20 protein-coding genes and 1 pseudogene are annotated in these 17972 nt (G+C 64.1%); 13 read left to right on the forward strand and 8 right to left on the reverse strand.

Translation table 11 applies throughout. The annotated features are described in order from the left end of the window. Positions 1-15 precede the first annotated feature (15 nt). The 8 genes from adh to SLQ31_RS26705 all read left to right on the forward strand — a co-directional run bounded on the left by adh (position 16) and on the right by SLQ31_RS26705 (position 5155). Entirely contained in the window at positions 16-1536 is a 1521-nt protein-coding gene (adh, locus tag SLQ31_RS26670; protein WP_319437155.1) for an aldehyde dehydrogenase, read from the forward strand. After that, entirely contained in the window at positions 1536-2039 is a 504-nt protein-coding gene (locus SLQ31_RS26675) for a DUF779 domain-containing protein (RefSeq protein WP_319437156.1), read from the forward strand. Before adh ends, SLQ31_RS26675 begins: the two co-directional genes overlap by 1 nt. Before the next feature lie 29 nt (positions 2040-2068). Continuing rightward, positions 2069-2347, forward strand: coding sequence for a putative holin (locus SLQ31_RS26680; protein WP_319437157.1), 279 nt, complete (start codon positions 2069-2071; stop codon positions 2345-2347). After that, on the forward strand, positions 2340-2894 hold the full coding sequence (locus SLQ31_RS26685) for a hypothetical protein (protein WP_319437158.1): 555 nt from the start codon (positions 2340-2342) through the stop codon (positions 2892-2894). Before SLQ31_RS26680 ends, SLQ31_RS26685 begins: the two co-directional genes overlap by 8 nt. Before the next feature lie 4 nt (positions 2895-2898). Beyond that, positions 2899-4299 carry a dihydrolipoyl dehydrogenase gene (lpdA, locus tag SLQ31_RS26690; protein WP_319437159.1) on the forward strand — a complete coding sequence of 467 codons (1401 nt, stop codon included), beginning with the start codon at positions 2899-2901 and terminating at the stop codon, positions 4297-4299. Beyond that, positions 4296-4565 carry a hypothetical protein gene (locus SLQ31_RS26695; protein ID WP_319437160.1) on the forward strand — a complete coding sequence of 90 codons (270 nt, stop codon included), beginning with the start codon at positions 4296-4298 and terminating at the stop codon, positions 4563-4565. Before lpdA ends, SLQ31_RS26695 begins: the two co-directional genes overlap by 4 nt. Before the next feature lie 112 nt (positions 4566-4677). Next, a complete protein-coding gene (locus SLQ31_RS26700) occupies positions 4678-4929 on the forward strand; it encodes a hypothetical protein (RefSeq protein WP_319437161.1) in 252 nt (83 codons plus the stop codon). Between the two features lie 22 nt (positions 4930-4951). Continuing rightward, positions 4952-5155, forward strand: coding sequence for a hypothetical protein (locus SLQ31_RS26705; protein WP_319437315.1), 204 nt, complete (start codon positions 4952-4954; stop codon positions 5153-5155). A 5-nt stretch (positions 5156-5160) separates the two neighbouring features. On the opposite strand, the pseudogene SLQ31_RS26710 reads toward SLQ31_RS26705, so the two are convergent. The 3 genes and pseudogenes from SLQ31_RS26710 to ramB all read right to left on the reverse strand — a co-directional run. Continuing rightward, positions 5161-5232: pseudogene (locus tag SLQ31_RS26710) on the reverse strand (hypothetical protein); the annotation flags it as partial. Positions 5233-5250: 18 nt separating this feature from the next. Further along, on the reverse strand, positions 5251-5787 hold the full coding sequence (locus SLQ31_RS26715) for a carboxymuconolactone decarboxylase family protein (protein WP_319437162.1): 537 nt from the start codon (positions 5785-5787) through the stop codon (positions 5251-5253). Continuing rightward, a complete protein-coding gene (ramB, locus tag SLQ31_RS26720) occupies positions 5787-7202 on the reverse strand; it encodes an acetate metabolism transcriptional regulator RamB (protein ID WP_319437163.1) in 1416 nt (471 codons plus the stop codon). Before ramB ends, SLQ31_RS26715 begins: the two co-directional genes overlap by 1 nt. A gap of 124 nt (positions 7203-7326) precedes the next feature. On the opposite strand from ramB, the gene SLQ31_RS26725 reads away from it, so the two are divergent. From SLQ31_RS26725 to SLQ31_RS26740, 4 genes are all read left to right on the forward strand, one after another. Next, positions 7327-8148, forward strand: a complete 822-nt coding sequence (locus tag SLQ31_RS26725; protein ID WP_319437164.1) for an acyl-[acyl-carrier-protein] thioesterase — start codon at positions 7327-7329, stop codon at positions 8146-8148. 260 nt (positions 8149-8408) lie between these two features. After that, positions 8409-9695, forward strand: coding sequence for an isocitrate lyase (gene aceA, locus SLQ31_RS26730; RefSeq protein WP_319437165.1), 1287 nt, complete (start codon positions 8409-8411; stop codon positions 9693-9695). A gap of 91 nt (positions 9696-9786) precedes the next feature. Next, on the forward strand, positions 9787-10641 hold the full coding sequence (locus SLQ31_RS26735) for a 3-hydroxybutyryl-CoA dehydrogenase (RefSeq protein ID WP_413643081.1): 855 nt from the start codon (positions 9787-9789) through the stop codon (positions 10639-10641). A gap of 171 nt (positions 10642-10812) precedes the next feature. Next, complete coding sequence (locus SLQ31_RS26740) at positions 10813-11688, forward strand: cyclopropane mycolic acid synthase family methyltransferase (protein ID WP_319437166.1); 876 nt, start codon at positions 10813-10815, stop codon at positions 11686-11688. Positions 11689-11691: 3 nt separating this feature from the next. On the opposite strand, the gene SLQ31_RS26745 is transcribed toward SLQ31_RS26740, so the two are convergent. The 4 genes from SLQ31_RS26745 to SLQ31_RS26760 all read right to left on the reverse strand — a co-directional run bounded on the left by SLQ31_RS26745 (position 11692) and on the right by SLQ31_RS26760 (position 15891). After that, the gene (locus tag SLQ31_RS26745) at positions 11692-12549 is read right to left on the reverse strand and encodes a polyphosphate kinase 2 family protein (protein WP_319437167.1); all 858 of its coding nucleotides are present in this window, start codon (positions 12547-12549) and stop codon (positions 11692-11694) included. A gap of 33 nt (positions 12550-12582) precedes the next feature. Then, positions 12583-13704: a transporter substrate-binding domain-containing protein gene (locus tag SLQ31_RS26750; protein ID WP_319437168.1), complete on the reverse strand. Its 1122-nt coding sequence runs from the start codon at positions 13702-13704 to the stop codon at positions 12583-12585. Between the two features lie 59 nt (positions 13705-13763). Then, on the reverse strand, positions 13764-14420 hold the full coding sequence (locus SLQ31_RS26755; RefSeq protein ID WP_319437169.1) for a TetR/AcrR family transcriptional regulator: 657 nt from the start codon (positions 14418-14420) through the stop codon (positions 13764-13766). Positions 14421-14535: 115 nt separating this feature from the next. Next, a complete protein-coding gene (locus SLQ31_RS26760) occupies positions 14536-15891 on the reverse strand; it encodes a hypothetical protein (protein WP_319437170.1) in 1356 nt (451 codons plus the stop codon). Positions 15892-16338: 447 nt separating this feature from the next. Here SLQ31_RS26760 and SLQ31_RS26765 point away from each other — a divergent pair, with 447 nt between their 5' ends. Beyond that, positions 16339-17232 (forward strand): DUF4344 domain-containing metallopeptidase, encoded by an 894-nt coding sequence (locus SLQ31_RS26765; protein ID WP_413643085.1) that lies wholly within the window; start codon positions 16339-16341, stop codon positions 17230-17232. On the opposite strand, the gene SLQ31_RS26770 is transcribed toward SLQ31_RS26765, so the two are convergent. Continuing rightward, a complete protein-coding gene (locus SLQ31_RS26770; RefSeq protein ID WP_319437172.1) occupies positions 17225-17926 on the reverse strand; it encodes a TetR/AcrR family transcriptional regulator in 702 nt (233 codons plus the stop codon). The genes SLQ31_RS26765 and SLQ31_RS26770 overlap by 8 nt on opposite strands. Positions 17927-17972 lie beyond the last annotated feature (46 nt).

Here is a 17972-nt window from a genome sequence, read left to right on the forward strand (position 1 = left end):
GACTAGGAGTCGTTGATGACTGTTTACGCCCGCCCTGGTACGGGGTCCACCATGGCCTTCCAGTCCCGTTACGAGAATTTCATCGGTGGTGAGTGGGTCGCGCCGGTGGGGGGCCGGTATTTCGAGAATCCGACTCCGGTGACCGGTGAGGTGTTCTGTGAGGTGGCCCGTTCCACTGACGCCGACATCGAGTTGGCGTTGGATGCCGCGCATGCCGCCGCACCCGCTTGGGGGAAGGCGTCCGCGGGTGACCGCGCGCTGATCCTGAACAGGATCGCTGATCGTATCGAGGCCAATCTTGAGTCGATCGCGCTGGCCGAGTCCTGGGATAACGGCAAGCCGATCCGGGAAACCCTCAATGCCGATATTCCGTTGGCAATAGACCACTTTCGCTACTTCGCCGCGGCGATCCGCGCTCAGGAAGGTGCGCTGAGCCAGATCGACGAGGACACCGTCGCTTATCACTTCCACGAGCCGTTGGGGGTGGTCGGCCAGATCATCCCGTGGAACTTCCCGATCCTGATGGCGGTCTGGAAGCTGGCACCCGCGCTGGCAGCCGGAAACGCGGTGGTGCTCAAGCCCGCCGAGCAAACCCCGGCATCAGTGCTGTACCTGATCTCGTTGATCGCCGATCTTCTGCCGGCTGGAGTTCTCAACGTGGTCAACGGGTTTGGCGTGGAAGCGGGTAAGCCGTTGGCGTCCTCGAACCGGATCGCCAAGATCGCCTTCACCGGCGAAACCACCACCGGCCGGCTGATCATGCAGTACGCCAGCCAGAACCTGATCCCGGTCACCCTCGAGCTCGGCGGCAAGAGCCCCAACATCTTCTTCTCCGATGTGATGGCCGCCAACGACGACTACCAGGACAAGGCGTTGGAGGGCTTCACGATGTTCGCCCTCAACCAGGGCGAGGTGTGCACCTGCCCGTCGCGGTCGCTGATCCAGGCCGATATCTACGACGAGTTCCTGGCCATGGCCGCGATCCGCACCAAGGCCGTCCGGCAGGGCGATCCGCTGGATACCGAGACCATGATCGGCGCGCAGGCGTCCAACGATCAGCTGGAAAAGATCCTGTCCTACATCGAGATCGGCAAGAGCGAAGGCGCGCAGATCGTGACCGGCGGTGAGCGCGCCGACCTGGGTGGGGATCTCAACGGCGGCTACTACGTGCAGCCGACGATCTTCACCGGCCACAACGCCATGCGGATCTTCCAGGAAGAGATCTTCGGACCGGTGGTGTCGGTGACGTCGTTCTCCGATTACGCCGAGGCCATCCGGATCGCCAACGACACCCTCTACGGACTGGGTGCGGGGGTGTGGAGCCGCGACGGCAACACCGCCTACCGCGCGGGCCGCGATATCAAGGCCGGCCGGGTGTGGACCAACTGCTATCACGCCTACCCCGCGCACGCGGCGTTCGGCGGCTACAAGCAATCCGGCATCGGCCGGGAAAACCACAAGATGATGCTCGACCACTACCAACAGACCAAGAACCTGCTCGTCTCGTACTCCAACAAGGCCCAAGGATTCTTCTAATGAGCGATCGCGGGGCGCAGGCGCCGCCGCGGGCATTGATCACCAGGGCGGCCGCCGAGCTTCTGCATCTGCTGCAGGAGCGGCACGGGCCGGTGATGTTCCACCAGTCCGGCGGCTGCTGCGACGGGTCGTCGCCGATGTGCTACCCCGACGGGGAATTCATCGTCGGCGACCGTGACGTCCTGCTCGGGGTCCTCGAGGGTGCCCCGATCTGGATTTCCGGCCCCCAGTTCGAGACGTGGAAACACACCCAGCTGGTGATCGACGTCGTCCCCGGCCGCGGCGGTGGTTTCAGCCTGGAAACACCCGAGGGGATGCGCTTCCTCAGCCGGGGCCGGGCCTTCACTGAGACCGAAAATGAGTTGCTGGCCAGCGCATTGCCGCTGACCGGCACCGACTACGAGCGTGGTGCCCGGCTACCCGAACGGGCCGATCTGGTGGTGGCGGAGGCCGCCGATGCCTGTGCAATCCCTGGTCGGCACGCCGGAGCCGGTCAGCCGTAGTCGGCTCCTCGGCAAGTACCCTCATAAGGGTGATACCCCTGCCTCGGGCATGGCTGCTCACAAGCGCGTTGCTAGTCGGGACCGTGATCGGCCTGGTCGCGGCCGTGGTGGCCACCGTGCTGGTCAAGACGCCGGTTCGCCCCGATCTGGTGGTGGGCTTGGTGGTGGCGGTCCCCAGTGTGATCGGAATGCTGCTGATCCTGTTCTCCAGGCGGCGCTGGATCACGACGGCGGGGACGTTCATCCTGGCGATGGCGCCGGGCTGGTTGGGGGCATTAGTTCTGGTTCAGGTGGTGTCCAGTGGCTGAAAAGACTTCCCTTCCGTCGACCGAACCGCATCACGCGCCGATCTTCGACACCGGACCGCATCCCGAGGCGCTCCGGTCGCTGACCGATGAACCCGAAGCGGAGATCTCGGGGCCGTCCATCGCGTTCAGCGAGTTGGAGAGCTTTGACACCGATGCGTTCCTGCGCCCGGTCAACGGCTCGTTGCACGCCGAACCGGTCGTCGTGCCGCCCGCGGCGCCGCCGACGACGGGCACATATCAGTCGGTGAAGCGGTGGCAGTTCGTGTTCATCGTGGCCGCGGTCTGGGTGCTGGCAGCGGCCGCCGGCCTGGGCTTCTACTTCTGGTGGTACACATCGCTGAACAAGACTCCGGCGGCGTTCTTCGTGCTGATCTACCTGATCTTCTGCTCGGTCGGCAGCATGCTCGTTTCCATGGTGCAGAACCGGCCGTCGGTAACGGCGCTGGCCATCGCCCTGATGTCGGCGCCACTGGCCTCGGTGGCCACCGCAGCGCTGCTGCACGGTGCCTACTACTTCGAATGGATTGCGCGCCCGACGATAGGCTGACGACGTGACTCACTATGACGTCGTCGTTCTCGGAGCCGGTCCTGGCGGGTACGTCGCGGCGATCCGTGCCGCACAGCTGGGGCTGAACACCGCCATCATCGAACCCAAGTATTGGGGCGGAGTCTGCCTCAATGTCGGTTGCATTCCGTCGAAGGCATTGCTGCGCAATGCCGAGTTGGCCCACATCTTCACCAAGGAAGCCAAGACCTTCGGTATCAGCGGCGAGGCCACCTTCGACTACGGGGTCGCCTTCGACCGCAGCCGCAAGGTCGCCGACGGCCGAGTGGCCGGCGTGCATTTCCTGATGAAGAAGAACAAGATCACCGAGATCCACGGCTACGGGACGTTCACCGGACCCAACAGCATCGACGTCAATCTCAACGAGGGCGACACCGAGAAGGTGACCTTCGACAACGCGATCATCGCCACGGGGAGCAGCACCCGGTTGGTGCCGGGCACCTCGCTGAGCGAGAACGTGGTCACCTATGAGAAGCAGATCCTGTCGCGTGAGCTACCGAAGTCGATCATCATCGCCGGCGCGGGCGCGATCGGCATGGAGTTCGCCTACGTGCTGAAGAACTACGGGGTCGACGTCACCATCGTCGAGTTCCTGCCACGTGCGCTGCCCAACGAGGACGCCGAGGTCTCCAAGGAGATCGAGAAGCAGTACAAGAAGCTCGGCGTGAAGATCCTGACCGGAACCAAGGTCGAGTCCATCGTTGATAACGAGGCCGATGGTTCCGTTGTCGTGACGGTGAGTAAGGACGGCAAGACCGAAGAGCTCAAGGCCGAGAAGGTGTTGCAGGCCATCGGGTTTGGTCCCAACGTCGAAGGCTTCGGGCTCGAGGCCGCCGGCGTGGCGCTGACCGATCGCAAGGCGATCGACATCGACGACTACATGCGTACCAACGTGCCGCACATCTACGCCATCGGTGACGTCACCGGCAAACTGCAGCTCGCACACGTCGCCGAGGCAATGGGCGTGGTGGCCGCCGAGACCATCGCCGGCGCCGAGACGCTGGCCCTCGGTGACTACCGGATGATGCCGCGGGCCACGTTCTGCCAGCCGCAGGTGGCCAGCTTCGGCCTCACCGAGCAGCAGGCCCGCGACGAGGGCTACGACGTGAAGGTCGCGAAGTTCCCGTTCACCGCTAACGGCAAGGCGCATGGACTGGCCGACCCCACCGGATTCGTCAAGGTTGTCGCTGACGCCAAGTACGGCGAGTTGCTCGGTGCTCACCTGATCGGGCCCGACGTCTCTGAGCTGCTGCCTGAGCTGACCCTGGCCCAGAAGTGGGATCTGACGGTCAATGAGCTGACCCGCAACGTGCACACCCACCCGACGCTGTCGGAGGCACTCCAAGAATGCTTCCACGGTCTCGCCGGCCACATGATCAACTTTTGAGACCGACGCTGATCGCCGGTATCGGCGGACTTGTGGTCGGCCACATCCTGTGGCTGATCGGCATTTCCGTCGCTACCGCCGGCGAGGATGTCAGCTTCTGGGTGCTGATCCTCTCCGCGGTGATCGTGGCACTCGCCGCCGTCGTCGGGTACCTGGCGTGGCGCAACTACCAGCGCAAGCGGATGGTGTGGGCGGCGTTTCTGGGCTGCGTACCGGTCTCGCCGGTGATCTTCACGCTGATCGTGCTCGGCGTGACCTACCTCTAGCCAGCTTCTGTCAGCTATTCGCCAGGTTGGTTACAGGCTGTCTCAAGAATCGCTTGGTGCACTCTCCATAGAACCTGTGCCGGAGCTGGCACGGTGCTGAAAGTGGGGGGAAATGGCTGATAGGACGGGTGCTGCGCGCACCAAGTTTCTCTTGGCGGTCGCCGGTGGCGGCGCTGTGCTGGCGATGGCCGGGCTGACGGTTGTGTTCGACGAGAACACGCTGCCGAACTCGCCCATGGTGGCCGCGCCAATTCTGCCGGGACCGATGACGCAGGGCGACACCGTCACAACGACGATTGCGCCCGCGGCTTTGGCCACTGCGAAGGCGAGGCCGGCAGTCAAGGCCAAGCACTTCGGCGAATAGCCGTCGCTCCTATCGACCGACCGTGACTGCGCTCGACAACACCGAGTCGCGTAGTACAAGGGCCGGATACTCATCCTCGGGGTGGTCCGAGGCGTTCCTCGAGCCGAATGCAATGACGGCTGCACAGCCACCGAAGAACAACATTGCCACGGCCATCACGGCAACCAGCACCCACACCCACGTCCTGCGTCTGGGCGCGGCCGGCACGGCGGTCGCCGTCCACTGACGGCCATCCCAATAGCGTTGTCCCGGTGGGCCCCACGGGTCCGGGTACCAACCCGGTGGCATCGCTGATTGCGACATCTCATCTACCTCGAAGATTCAGTCCGGGAAGTCCATCGGAACGCGCAAGGTGGCCAGGATGGCGGCGATCGTATCGTAATGTCCTGCCAGGGCGCAGAATTCGATCACTTGTTCGCGGGTCAGGTGTGCCGACAAGTCGGCGAACGTGTCATCGGTGAGGTCCCGGTTGAGCACGAACTCGTCGACCGCGGTGAGAAGGGCGCGCTGACGGTCGGTCAGTCCCTCGGCGGTCGGACCGGCAAAGATCTTGTCCTGCAATGCAGAATCGACGCCTCGGCTCTTGGCCAGTCTGCGGTGCTGCTGCAATTCGTACTCCGAGTTGCGCAGGTGCCCCACCCGCAGAATCACCAGCTCCTTGTCGCGTTTGGGTAGCTTGCCCCAGTTCAGCAGCACACCGGAATACGGCAGAAACGACAGGAACAGCAGCTTGTGCTGGCCGAGGACGTTGAACAGGTTCATCTGCGGGGCGCGAATCGAGCGGGCCCCCGCTCGGGCGATACCCCAGTTGAGCAAGCCGAGCTCGCGTCGGCCGCCGGGCGGAATACGTTGGCCCATCATGACTCCTTGACCAAATAGGGCGAGACCGTGCTGCGGTGCTCGTCGAGATCCAGCGCCCGGCCCAGGGCCGGGAAGGCGCGCTGGGGGCAGTTGTCGCGTTCGCATACCCGGCAGCCCGCGCCGATGGGTGTCGCACTGTCCGAGGACAAGTCGAGACCCTGCGAGTAGACCAGCCGGCTGGCGTGCCGGGCCTCGCAGCCCAGGCCGATCGCGAAGGTTTTGACCGGCTGACCGTATCGGGAGGCTCGCCGTTCGACGGTTCGTGCCACCCACATGTAGTTCTGTCCGTCGGGCATCTGGGCCATCTGCACAAGGATCTTGCCGGGGTTGGCGAACGTCTCGTAGACGTTCCACAGCGGGCAGGTACCGCCGGCGGAGGAGAAGTGGAAACCGGTGGCGGACTGGCGTTTTGACATGTTGCCGGCCTTGTCCACCCGGACGAACGAGAAGGGGACACCTCGCATCGAAGGCCGTTGCAAGGTCGAGAGCCGGTGGCAGATCGTCTCGTAGCTGACCTGATAGAAGGCCGAGAGCCGTTCGATGTCGTAGTGGAAGTTCTCGGCCATATGGTGAAACTGCACGTAGGGGAGCACGGTGGCCGCGGCGAAGTAGTTGGCGAGTCCGAGCCGCGCCAGCTTGCGGGATTCCTCGCTGGTGAACTTGCCGTCGTCCACCAGCCGGTCGATGAGGTCGCCGAACTCCAGATACGCCAGCTCGGTTGCCATCTTGAAGACTTGCTGACCGGACGACAGATGATTACTGATCTCCAGAGTGCGCGACGCCGGATCGTAGCGATGCAGCACCGTGTCGCCCAGATCGACGCGGCGGATGATGTGCACACCGTGCACCATGGTGAGCCGATCGGAGAGCTCCCGGGGCAACTCGGCGCGGTGCATGCGCATCCGGATGGTGAGATCTTCGGCGGCGGTATCGAGTTCGTGCAGGTAGTTCTGCCGTTGGTAGAAGTAGTCGCGGACTTCCTCGTGCGGCATCGTGATCGCACCACTGCCGCTGCCATCGCTGAATCGGTCCTCGGTGGCCGCCGCCAGCTGTGCGGTGGTGATCCGATAGCGGCGGTGCAGGTTGACGATCGCGCGGGCGACGGCGGGATGAGTGTTCACGATGTCGGCCACCTCGCTGATGTCGACATCGAGCTCCAGGTCGCGGTCCATCGTGACTTCACGCAGTTCGGCCACCAGCCGGGTGTCGTCCTGGGATGCGAAGAAGGTGGCGTCGACCCCGAATACTTCGGTGATGCGCAGCAGGACCGCGACCGTCAGCGGACGGACGTCGTGCTCGATCTGGTTGAGATAGCTGGGTGAGATCTCCAGCATCTGCGCCAGCGCAGCCTGGCTGAATCCGCGTTCGCTGCGCAGTTGTCGTATCCGGGAGCCGACGAACGTCTTGGCCACCTGCCCAGCCTACCGACGGCCTGCGAAGAGCGTCTTCGCAGCGTTGGCAACGCAGGCTGGTTGGCATTCAACTGGGCCTTTGGCATGATCGCGCTGGGATGGGGATGGGGAGAGGACGACGCACATGAGTGACGTTGAACGCACCGCAGGCACCGGATTGGCGAAGGTGCTGATGCCCGTCCCTGATCCGCACCCCGACGTATTCGACCGGGAATGGCCGCTGCGCGTCGGCGATATCGACCGCGTGGGCCGGCTGCGGCTCGATGCGGCGTGCCGCCATATCCAGGACGTCGGTCAGGACCAGTTGCGCGAGATGGGCCAGGAGGAAACCCATCCGTTGTGGATCGTCAGGCGCACGATGGTCGACCTGATCCGCCCCATCGAGTTCCACGAAATGCTGCGGATGCGGCGCTGGTGCTCCGGCACCTCGAATCGCTGGTGTGAGATGCGAGTCCGCGTAGATGGGCGCAAGGGCGGGTTGATCGAATCGGAAGCCTTCTGGATCAACATCAACCGCGAGACGCAGGGGCCGGCCCGCATCTCCGAGGACTTCTTGGCCGGTCTGAAGCGCACCACCGACGTCGGCCGGCTGCGCTGGAAGTCCTATCTGAACGCCGGCGAGCGCCACGATGCCGCCGAGATCCGCGACTTTCCGATCCGGGTCAGCGACATCGACCTGTTCGACCACGTCAACAACTCGGTGTACTGGAAGGTCGTCGAGGAGTTCTTGGCCCCCCACCCCGAGTTGTTCGAGGCCCCGCTGCGGGTCACCATCGAGCACGATGCGCCGGTGGCACTCGGCGACAAGCTGGAAATTCTGGTCCACGTGTATCCGCCCGGCTCCACCGACAAGTTCGGGCCGGAGCTGACCGATCGCACTGTTAGAACGCTCACATACGTTGTCGGCGAGGAGACCAAAGCTCTCGCCGCGATCTTCCCGCTCTGAGCGACGCGGTTTAACAGTACAAGCGTACTGACCTGCGCAAAGGTGCTACTCGGCGGTAACTTCTGAACCGGTTCAGGTGTTGCAGACCTTCGCAACCTTCGCAAGCTTGTGGGTGCTGTTGGCGAAAATTGGCACTCGCAACCGCTTGAACTGCACCAATGATGCGAGGCATGCTCGTGTGAGCATATAAGCGAAGCTGCGTTGACGTTAACAGTTCACTTCCCGTCAAGGTGGCCACCTCGATCGAGAAGGAGCAGGCGATGTCCAACGTTGGCCAGCCGAAAACCGCCGAAGAAATCCAGCGCGACTGGGACACCAATCCCCGCTGGGACGGCCTGACCCGTACCTACACCCCGGCCGACGTCGTGGCCCTGCAGGGCAGCGTCGTCGAGGAAGCCACTCTGGCCCGTCGCGGCGCCGAGGTGCTGTGGAACCAGCTGCACGAGATGGAGTTCGTCAACTCGCTCGGTGCGCTGACCGGCAACATGGCCGTCCAGCAGGTCCGGGCCGGCCTGAAGGCCATCTACCTGTCGGGTTGGCAGGTCGCCGGTGACGCGAACCTGTCCGGCCACACCTACCCCGATCAGAGCCTCTACCCGGCCAACTCGGTGCCGCAGGTGGTGCGCCGCATCAACAACGCGCTGCTGCGCGCCGACGAGATCGCCAAGGTCGAGGGCGACACCTCGGTGGAGAACTGGCTGGCCCCGATCGTGGCCGACGGCGAGGCCGGTTTCGGTGGCGCACTGAACGTCTACGAGCTGCAGAAGGCGATGATCGCCGCCGGTGTCGCGGGCTCGCACTGGGAGGACCAGCTGGCCTCGGAGAAGAAGTGTGGCCACCTCGGTGGCAAGGTGCTGATCCCGACCCAGCAGCACATCCGCACCCTGACCTCGGCCCGTCTCGCGGCCGACGTCGCCGACGTGCCGACTGTCGTCATCGCCCGTACGGACGCCGAGGCCGCAACACTGATCACCTCCGACGTCGACGAGCGCGATCAGCCGTTCATCACCGGCGAGCGGACCAAGGAAGGCTTCTACCGCGTCAAGAACGGCCTGGAGCCCTGCATCGCGCGTGCCAAGTCCTACGCGCCGTACTCCGACCTCATCTGGATGGAGACCGGCACCCCGGACCTGGATCTGGCCCGTCGCTTCGCCGAGGGTGTCAAGAGCGAGTTCCCGGACCAGATGCTGGCCTACAACTGCTCGCCGTCGTTCAACTGGCGCAAGCACCTGGACGACTCGACCATCGCCCGGTTCCAGAAGGAACTCGGCGCCATGGGCTTCAAGTTCCAGTTCATCACCCTGGCCGGCTTCCACGCGCTGAACTACTCGATGTTCGATCTGGCCTACGGCTACGCCCGTAACCAGATGACCGCCTACGTCGAGCTGCAGGAGCGCGAGTTCGCCGCCGAGGAGCGCGGTTACACCGCGACCAAGCACCAGCGTGAGGTTGGCGCCGGCTACTTCGACCGGATCGCCACCACCGTGGACCCGACCTCGTCGACGACCGCTCTTGCGGGCTCGACCGAAGAGGGTCAGTTCCACTGATCTAGAACGCTGAGCAGACGCAAACTCGCACGATCGGACACCCGAGAGTGCGAGTTTGTGTCTGTTCGCCCCTCTAGTAGAAGGTGTCTTCGTGAGCATTCAACGAGTTGGTGTGGTCGGTGCGGGACAGATGGGCTCCGGCATCGCCGAGGTCGCAGCCAAGGCAGGCGCAGACGTCGTCGTCTTCGAGCCCACCGAAGCGCTCCTCGACGGCGGGCGCAAACGCCTCACCGGGTCACTCGAGCGGGCGGCGAGCAAGGGCAAGCTCACCGAGAGCGATCGCGACGCCGCGTTGGCCCGGCTGACGTTCACCACCGATCTGGCCGACATGGCCGATCGCCAGCTCGTCATCGAGGCGGTGGTGGAGGACGAGACCGTCAAGGCAAAGATCTTCGGCGAACTCGACCGGATCATCACCGACCCCGACGCGGTGCTGGCGTCGAACACCTCGAGCATCCCGATCATGAAAATCGCTGCGGCCACGCAGAATCCGAGCCGGGTACTGGGCTTGCACTTCTTCAACCCGGTACCTGTGCTGCCCCTTGTCGAACTGATCAACACGCTGGTCACGTCCGATGGGGCCATCACCAGGGTCGAGCAGTTCGCGAGTGAGGTCCTCGGCAAGAAGGTCGTGCGCTGCGGCGACCGTTCCGGATTCGTCGTCAACGCGCTGCTGGTGCCCTACCTGCTGTCGGCCATCCGGATGGTCGAGGCGGGTATCGCCACCATCGAGGACGTCGACACCGCCATCGTTGCGGGTCTGTCGCATCCGATGGGGCCGTTGCGGCTCTCGGACCTCATCGGCCTGGACACCATGAAGCTCATCGCCGACTCCATGTACGACGAACTCAAGGACGCGCAGTACGCCCCGCCGCCGCTGTTGCTGCGCATGGTCGAGGCCGGAATGTTGGGCAAGAAGTCCGGACAGGGCTTCTACCCGTACTGAGGCCTGGGGCTACACATGCTGAGGCACGGGGCCGTCTCGCGCCTTGTGCATTTCACAGAGGAAGTGACTAGGCTCCTGGATTTGGTTGGGGGGGTCGTTCGAGAGGCTGTTGTGGCAGCACTGCTTTCGCGGCATCCGACCGGGTAGTTAAAAGTTGGAAGGTATTTGTTAATGGTGGACGTAGACGCGGATTTGACTCCTTATTACGAGGAATCCCAATCGATCTACGACGTCTCTGACGACTTCTTCGCGCTGTTTCTCGGCCCGACCATGGGCTACACCTGCGGCTACTACGAGCGCGACGATATGACGCTCGAAGAGTCTCAGACCGCCAAATTCGACCTCGCGCTGGGCAAGCTCAACCTGGAACCCGGCATGACGCTGCTCGACGTCGGCTGCGGTTGGGGTGGAGCTCTCGAGATGGCTGTGCAGAAGTACGACGTGAACGTCATCGGCATCACACTGAGTAAAAATCAGTCGGAGTTCGCCCGCAGGCGCCTGGCCACACTCGACACCAACCGCTCGATCGAGGTCCGACTGCAGGGCTGGGAAGAGTTCGACGAACCGGTCGACCGGATCGTGAGTATCGGCGCCTTCGAGGCGTTCAAGGCCGAGCGGTACCCGCTGTTCTTCGAGAAGGCCTACAACCTGCTGCCCGCCGACGGCCGCATGCTGCTGCACACGATCCTGGCGCACACCCAGAAGTTCTTCCTCGAGAACGGGATCAAGCTGACTATCAGCGATCTGAAGTTCATGCGGTTCATCGGCACCGAGATCTTCCCGGGTGGGCAGCTGCCCGCGGTCGAGGACATCGAGGTGCTCGCAGCCGATTCCGGCTTCGCCCTCGAGCGCGTCCACCTGCTGCAGCAGCACTACGCGCGCACGCTGGACATGTGGGCCGCGAAGCTGGTGGCCAGCCAGGACGAGGCGATCGCCATCACCTCGCGGGAGATCTACGACCGCTACATGAAGTACCTGACCGGCTGTGCGGATTTCTTCCGCCGCGGAATCACCAACATCGGGCAGTTCACCCTGGTCAAGGGCTGACGGTCAGGCCTGCGCCAGCCGCTTCTTCTCAGCCTCGACGTCGAAGTCAGCAGGCGGCCAGGACAGTTCCATGCTCTTGAGTGCCTCGATCAGTAACTCGTTGATGGCAAGGCGGCTGTACCACTTCTTATCGCACGGGATGACGAACCACGGCGCGTGATCGGTCGAAGTCTGGTCCAGCACAGCCTGATAGGCCTCTTGGTAGGCCGGCCACAGCAGGCGTTCGGTGACGTCCCCCGGGTTGTACTTCCAGTACTTGTCGGGCCGATCGAGGCGTTCGGCGAGCCGGTCTTTCTGCTCGTCGAGGGAGACGAACATCGCGCACTTGACGATCGTGGTTCCGGAGTCGACGAGCTCCTTCTCGAAGGCGTTGATCTCGTCGTAGCGCGGTTCCCACACATCGCGCGGCACCAGGTCGTGCACTCGGACCACCAGCACATCCTCGTAGTGCGACCGGTCGAATACCCCGATGTGGCCGCCGGGCGGTAGCGCCTTGCGGATGCGCCACAGGTAATGGTGGGCGCGCTCTTCTTCAGTGGGAACGCCGAATCCGGTGTAGCGGATGCCCATTGGATCACCGGCCCCCACGACGTGTTTGACGATGCCGCCCTTGCCCGCGGTATCCATGCCCTGCAGCACCAATAGCAGGGAGCGGTTGTCGCCGGCTTTGCCGTTGGCGTAGAGCATCTCCTGCAGGTCGGCGAAGCGCTCGTTGCGCTCGGCCTGCACCTCGTCGGAACCGCTCTTGTCGCCGGTGTAGCCGGGGGTGGAGTTCGGGTCGATGTCAGCGACCGTGGTTCCCGGACGGAACCTCAGGATCTTGCGCGGCTCGTGGGTCCATTGCGACGGCAGGTCGGTCATAGCCGACGACATTAGTCGGCGAGCGAAGAGAGATCAGCTGTGCTCGCCGGATGTGTGTTCTTCGGAGCCGAACCACTTCTGAAAGATCGTTTGATACGTTCCGTCTTCGCGGATGGCCAGCAGCGCTCCATCGACAGGTTTGCGCAGCTCGCTACCCAGCCGGAATGCCAAACCGTAGTCCTCGTCGTGGAACCTGGCCCCGGTCACTTCGACCTTGCCGACGCCCTGGTGGGTCGCGTAGTAGCGCAGGACCGGCGCGTCGAAGACGATGGCGTCCTGGCCGCCCTGTTCGATGGCCCGATAGCAATCATCGATCGTGGGCATCGGGGTGAATCCGATGCCCATGTTCTGTAGGTAGTCGGAGGACGTCGTATTGGCCACGGTCACAACCGATTTGCCATAGAGATCGTCCGGCCCGCCGATCCGGTTCTCGATTTGTTCGACGGTCAGATTGGCCGTCAGGTTGGCGGTGTACAACGCGACGAAGATGATGCCGGCGAATCCCCACAGAATGGCCAGCGAGCGGCCCACCCAGTGCTGCGGTTCACCTGGAGGCACAGCGGCGAGAGCACCGAAACCCCAGGCGAAGGCCTGGAATATGCCCGGAAAATATGATCGGGCGACCATCGACTCCGGGTGGCGGCGCTCGGTCAACCACATGATGTGGGCCGGGATGAGGGCGACCAATGCGGCAGCGGACAACCAGACCAGCATGGACTTGGACCACAGCAGGTTCACGAAACTTCGGAGTCCGGGTACGGAGGTCGAGTGGTCGTGCTGGGGCACCATGATCTGCAAGCCGGCATCGAGGGTCGGCTGCGAAAAGTCAAAGCGCCGTTCACGTTCGGCGGTGATCGACAATCCGCCGGCGGCGATGTCGGCCTTGCTGTCGGCGACGGCCTGCAACTGGCTCTTGACGTCGGTGACGGTGACGTAGTTCGTCTGCCAGCCGAGGCGCTGCGCGATCTGTTGCCACAGCTCGATCGAGAATCCGGTCCACTGCCCTTGGTTCTCGATGGCGAACGGCGTTATCGGATACACGGCCAGCGTCACCGTGCGTTCCTGCGCGGCGGCCGGCGGCGCCAGTGCTGGTGCGCCACCGCAGAGTGCGACCACGATGGCCACCAGCAACAGGGCGTACCAGCGCCTACTCATAGGGAGCCTCCGGGGACGGTGACGGTGGACGGAATTCTCGCGCGATCCCCGAAACTATTTCAGCTCCACGTATTTGGCGCCCGCCTTTGGCCACGCGCCGGCACGACGGGAACCGGCGCCTGGTGTGGGCTGAACAACGCCAGCGCGGCGATGGTGGCGTCGTCGATCATGTCTTGTATCCGTCCGCCCCGTTCCAGCGTGAGCGCGGTCAGTTCGCGCAGCCCACCGATGAACATGATCGCCTGCGACCGGGCGACCTTCTCGTAGCCCGCGGCGCGGTGCAACGGAGTATCGCTGAAGCTCTGGATCAGGTGGATGTACGCCTCGGTCACCTCGAGCTTGTGTTGGCGTGCCGCGTGGCCGAGACCCGGTGTCTCACGAATCCAGCTCAGCATCACCGCCGACTGCGGTGCGGCGTTCTCGATCCAGGCGCGGACCGCCTGCGCGATCTGAACCTCCCACGGCGCTTCGATATCGATGGCCGCGCGGATGGAGCGAATGCCCTGGGTATTGATGTGCGTGAGCAAGGCGACGAGACAGGCCTCGCGGTCGGCGAAGTGGTCGTAGAACGTGCGGCGCGACGTCTTTGCCCGGCGAACGATGTCGGTCACCGTGGTGGCGGGGTAGCCCACCTGTTCGATCGAGGCCGAGAGGGCACCGATGAGGCGCTGACGCGGCGTCTCATCGGAGCCGTCCGGCGAAGGTGCGAAATTCACGGCGTCCCCCAGCATGAATGCGTGGGTGGATGGTAACCCGAGCTGACCGGGGCCAATCAGCTCATTGCGTGGACGTCGCGAAGAGACCGGGTGGGTAGGCGGGTGGGTGCCGACGTCACGGCGTACCGCGTCGGCGCCTCGTCAGCAGGATGAACCCGACCCCGGCCAAGGCCAGTACACCCGCGCCAACGGCCACGCTGATCAGCAACGTCTTGTGCTTGTTGACCCAGGACGTCTTCTCAGCGGTCGCGGCAGCGGTCAGTTTCACGTTGTAGCCGGGCAGCGGTTCCTGTGCCGGCGGGTTGATGCCGGGGAGGGTTTGGGTTTGGTTGATGACGAACAGTGCTTCGTTCTTGTCGGTCTTCGACCACTGCCCCCACGCCGGGATTTCCTCATCGAGCAACACCTTGGTGGTGCCGTTGACAGCAGGATCGGCACCGAGGTCGGTCAGCGTCTTCACCCGGAACGGTGCGGACGTGCCCCGGTCGAACTTCACCTGGACGAGCACGTTCTTCTGCGTGTTCAGCGACGCCGGCGGCTGAGGGGGCGCCTGCCCGGGGGCCGGTTCGAATCCGCCGCCGGAGAAGCTACCCACCGACAGGTTGGTGGCCGGCCCGGATGCGGGGCGTGTCATCGCGGTGAAGTTGTAGACGCCGGCGTTGGGGACGTTGACCGCGGCCCGCTGCAGCGGCGGCACGGTGAAGACCTGAGGTTGGCCGCCCGAGGTGTACACGACGCTGAGCGGTGTGCGGTACGGGTTGGTGAATACCGGACGATAGAACCGGTCGTAGGAGGTCCAGCCCGAATTCCACAGTGCGACAGGGCTGCTCAAGCTGAGTCCGGTGGTCAGCGACGAGCCGCTCACGGTCGACGAGATCGACTCCTGATAGCTGGTGACTTCTTCCGACGTCATCTCAGTCGTCGTCGTCGTAGTCGTCTCCGACTCCGACGCGGTCTTGACATCTGGTTGCGGGGCTTGCGGACCCGTTGGTGTCGGCTCGGGGGCCTTGTCGCCGGTCGGGCTTCCGGTACCGGGTTCGTCGCCGGGCACTTCGTTCGTGCCGCCGCCGGGTTCGTTGCCGCTCCCGCCGGGGGCTTCGTTGGAGCCGCCGGGTTCGTCGTGGGTACCGCCGGGGGCTTCGTTGGTGCCGCCGGGTTCGTCGTGGGTGCCGCCGGGGGCTTCGTTGGTGCCGCCGGGTTCGTCGTGGGTGCCGCCAGGCTCCTCGGCGCCTCCGCCGCTGGGCTCCTCCACGCCACCACCGGAGGGCGCCTCAACGCCGCCTCCCGAGGGCTCCTCGGCGCCGCCGCCTCCGCTGTCTCCACCGCCGTCGTAGCTGCTGCCGCCACCGTCGTCGCCGTCGTACGGATCAGCAGCGCTGACCGGGGCGCCAGCAAACACCGTGCACAACGTCACGGCTACTGCGGCAACCGCCACTGCCGGCTTGCGATACGCGGAACTGTCGGTTGCCACCCTGACTCCCCTTCGATCGAAACGCTCTCTATCTGAACCTGAATGACCTTCATACACGGTGTTGCCGCTTACCAGTCGTGGTTTGCCGTTCCGCAATGCGGTCCGGCGCGGCTGGCCTCGTCCGATCGTGCCTCGGTTGGCGCATGCCGACTCACCTTTGAATTGGCATGTCGCTCAAGATCGTTGCGGACTGCGACCACACTGCCGGCATTCGGACCGGCGGCACGATGCATTCCTGGATCGTGGACAGAACGCTATCAATCGGCAGCGTCGTTGGCCGGGAAACACATCCGCTCAACCCGCATGTATTGGTATGCATTTGTACCAACCCCTTCGGCGACCGATTCTGCGTTCGCTCAGCGTCACGCGTGTGCTCCAGTTAACATCATCCGGCGTTGGATAAACGAGTCTGGGGGACTAGTGCGCGGGCGAACCTGCTCGATCGGAATGGCGTTGCTGTCGCTGACGCTCGTCGCCGGTTGTGGACATGACGACCCATCGACGTCGTCGAAGGAGGCGTCGGACGCGCCGGCGGTCGCCTCGAGAGCCCAGGCGCCGCCGCCGGTATCCGGCCAGCCCGACGTCAACGCCAACGGGGTGCCGGACGTGTCGGCCGATGACAAGGACTGGCCGGGCAAGATGACCGCGACCTACCAGGATGCGACCTCGCCTGAGGCGATCACCGGTCGCGACATCATCAAGAACGACCACTTGTTGGAGGATCTCGCCGAGGGCATCACCGATTCCATGAGGCTGCCGCACGACATCCCGTTGATCGGCAAGCAGTGCGGTTCGGCGAATGCCTATTGGAGTCCCAGCGACAAGTCGATCACCATCTGTTACGAGGACGCGGCCGACGCGCTGGACATCTACACCAAGGCCGGCGACGCCGATCCCAGGGCATCGGCGATCAATTCCGAGATCGCGACGTTCTACCACGAGACCGGCCACATGGTGATCGACCTCTACGACCTGCCGGCGACCGGCAAGGAAGAGGATGTCGCCGATCAGCTGGCCGCGTACATCCTGCTGGCGCCCGGCCCCGACGGGAAGATCGACCCGGCGTCGGTGCAGGCGGTCAAGGACTTCGCGCGTGAATTCAAGGGATACAGCGACCAAAAGGGCGGCGAGATCGACGAAGGCCAGCTCGCGGATTCGCACTCGCTGGATCTCGCCCGCATGTACAACCTCGAATGCTGGGTTTACGGCGCCGACCCGGTCGGCAACGCCGACCTGGTCAAGAACGGCTCGCTGCCCCAGGACCGCGCCGATGGCTGCGAGGACGAATACGCCAGGCTGAGCGGCTCGTGGGATACCTTGCTCGGCCCGTATCTCAAGTAAGCGTGGGCGGCAGCACGGGTGACGGATGCGGGATGGCGTTGAACATACCCAACGAACCGCCGGCCTCGACGATGCCGCACAGGGCGTTCCAACACAGCATGGTCAGGTAGTCGATCAGCTCGTCGCTCGTCATCCGCGGATTCGTTATCCACGAGTGCGTCGCCAACTGGACTCCACCGACGATCAGGTTGGACCAGGGTTCGACCCCACCCGTGTTCATCCCGGCCCGCGACATGCGCCTGCGCAGCACCACCGCGAGCATCCTGGCGATGATTTGCTCCGAGTCGGCGATCACTTTGTTTTTGCTGGCCGAACTGTTTGCCATCACGAATCGGTAGGGCTCGGGCTCGTTGGCGACGGTGTCCACGTAAACCCGGATGATCTCGCGGGTGAGGTCGAAACCGTCCATGTTCGACGACAGTGCCGCGGCCATATTGGGGATCAGGAGGGTCTGCGCGAAGCGCATCATGACCGCGGTGGTCAGATCGTTCTTGTCCACGAAGTAGCGATACAGCACCGTCTTGGACACGCCGATTTCCGCAGCTATCTCGTCCATGCTGACGTCGTGGCCACGCTGGCGCACTGCTTCGAGCGCACCGTCCACCAACTCGGTGCGGCGTTCTACCTTGTGCTGATGCCAGCGTCGCTTGCGACCATCGGTCTTGGCGGGCCCGTGGTTGATCTGCTGTGCCACTATCGCGGAGTCCGTTCCCCTCGTTCTCAACGATTCTACGGTCAGT

The sequence above is a fragment of the Mycobacterium sp. RTGN5 genome (assembly GCF_033804465.1).
In the GTDB taxonomy this organism is placed as follows: domain Bacteria; phylum Actinomycetota; class Actinomycetes; order Mycobacteriales; family Mycobacteriaceae; genus Mycobacterium.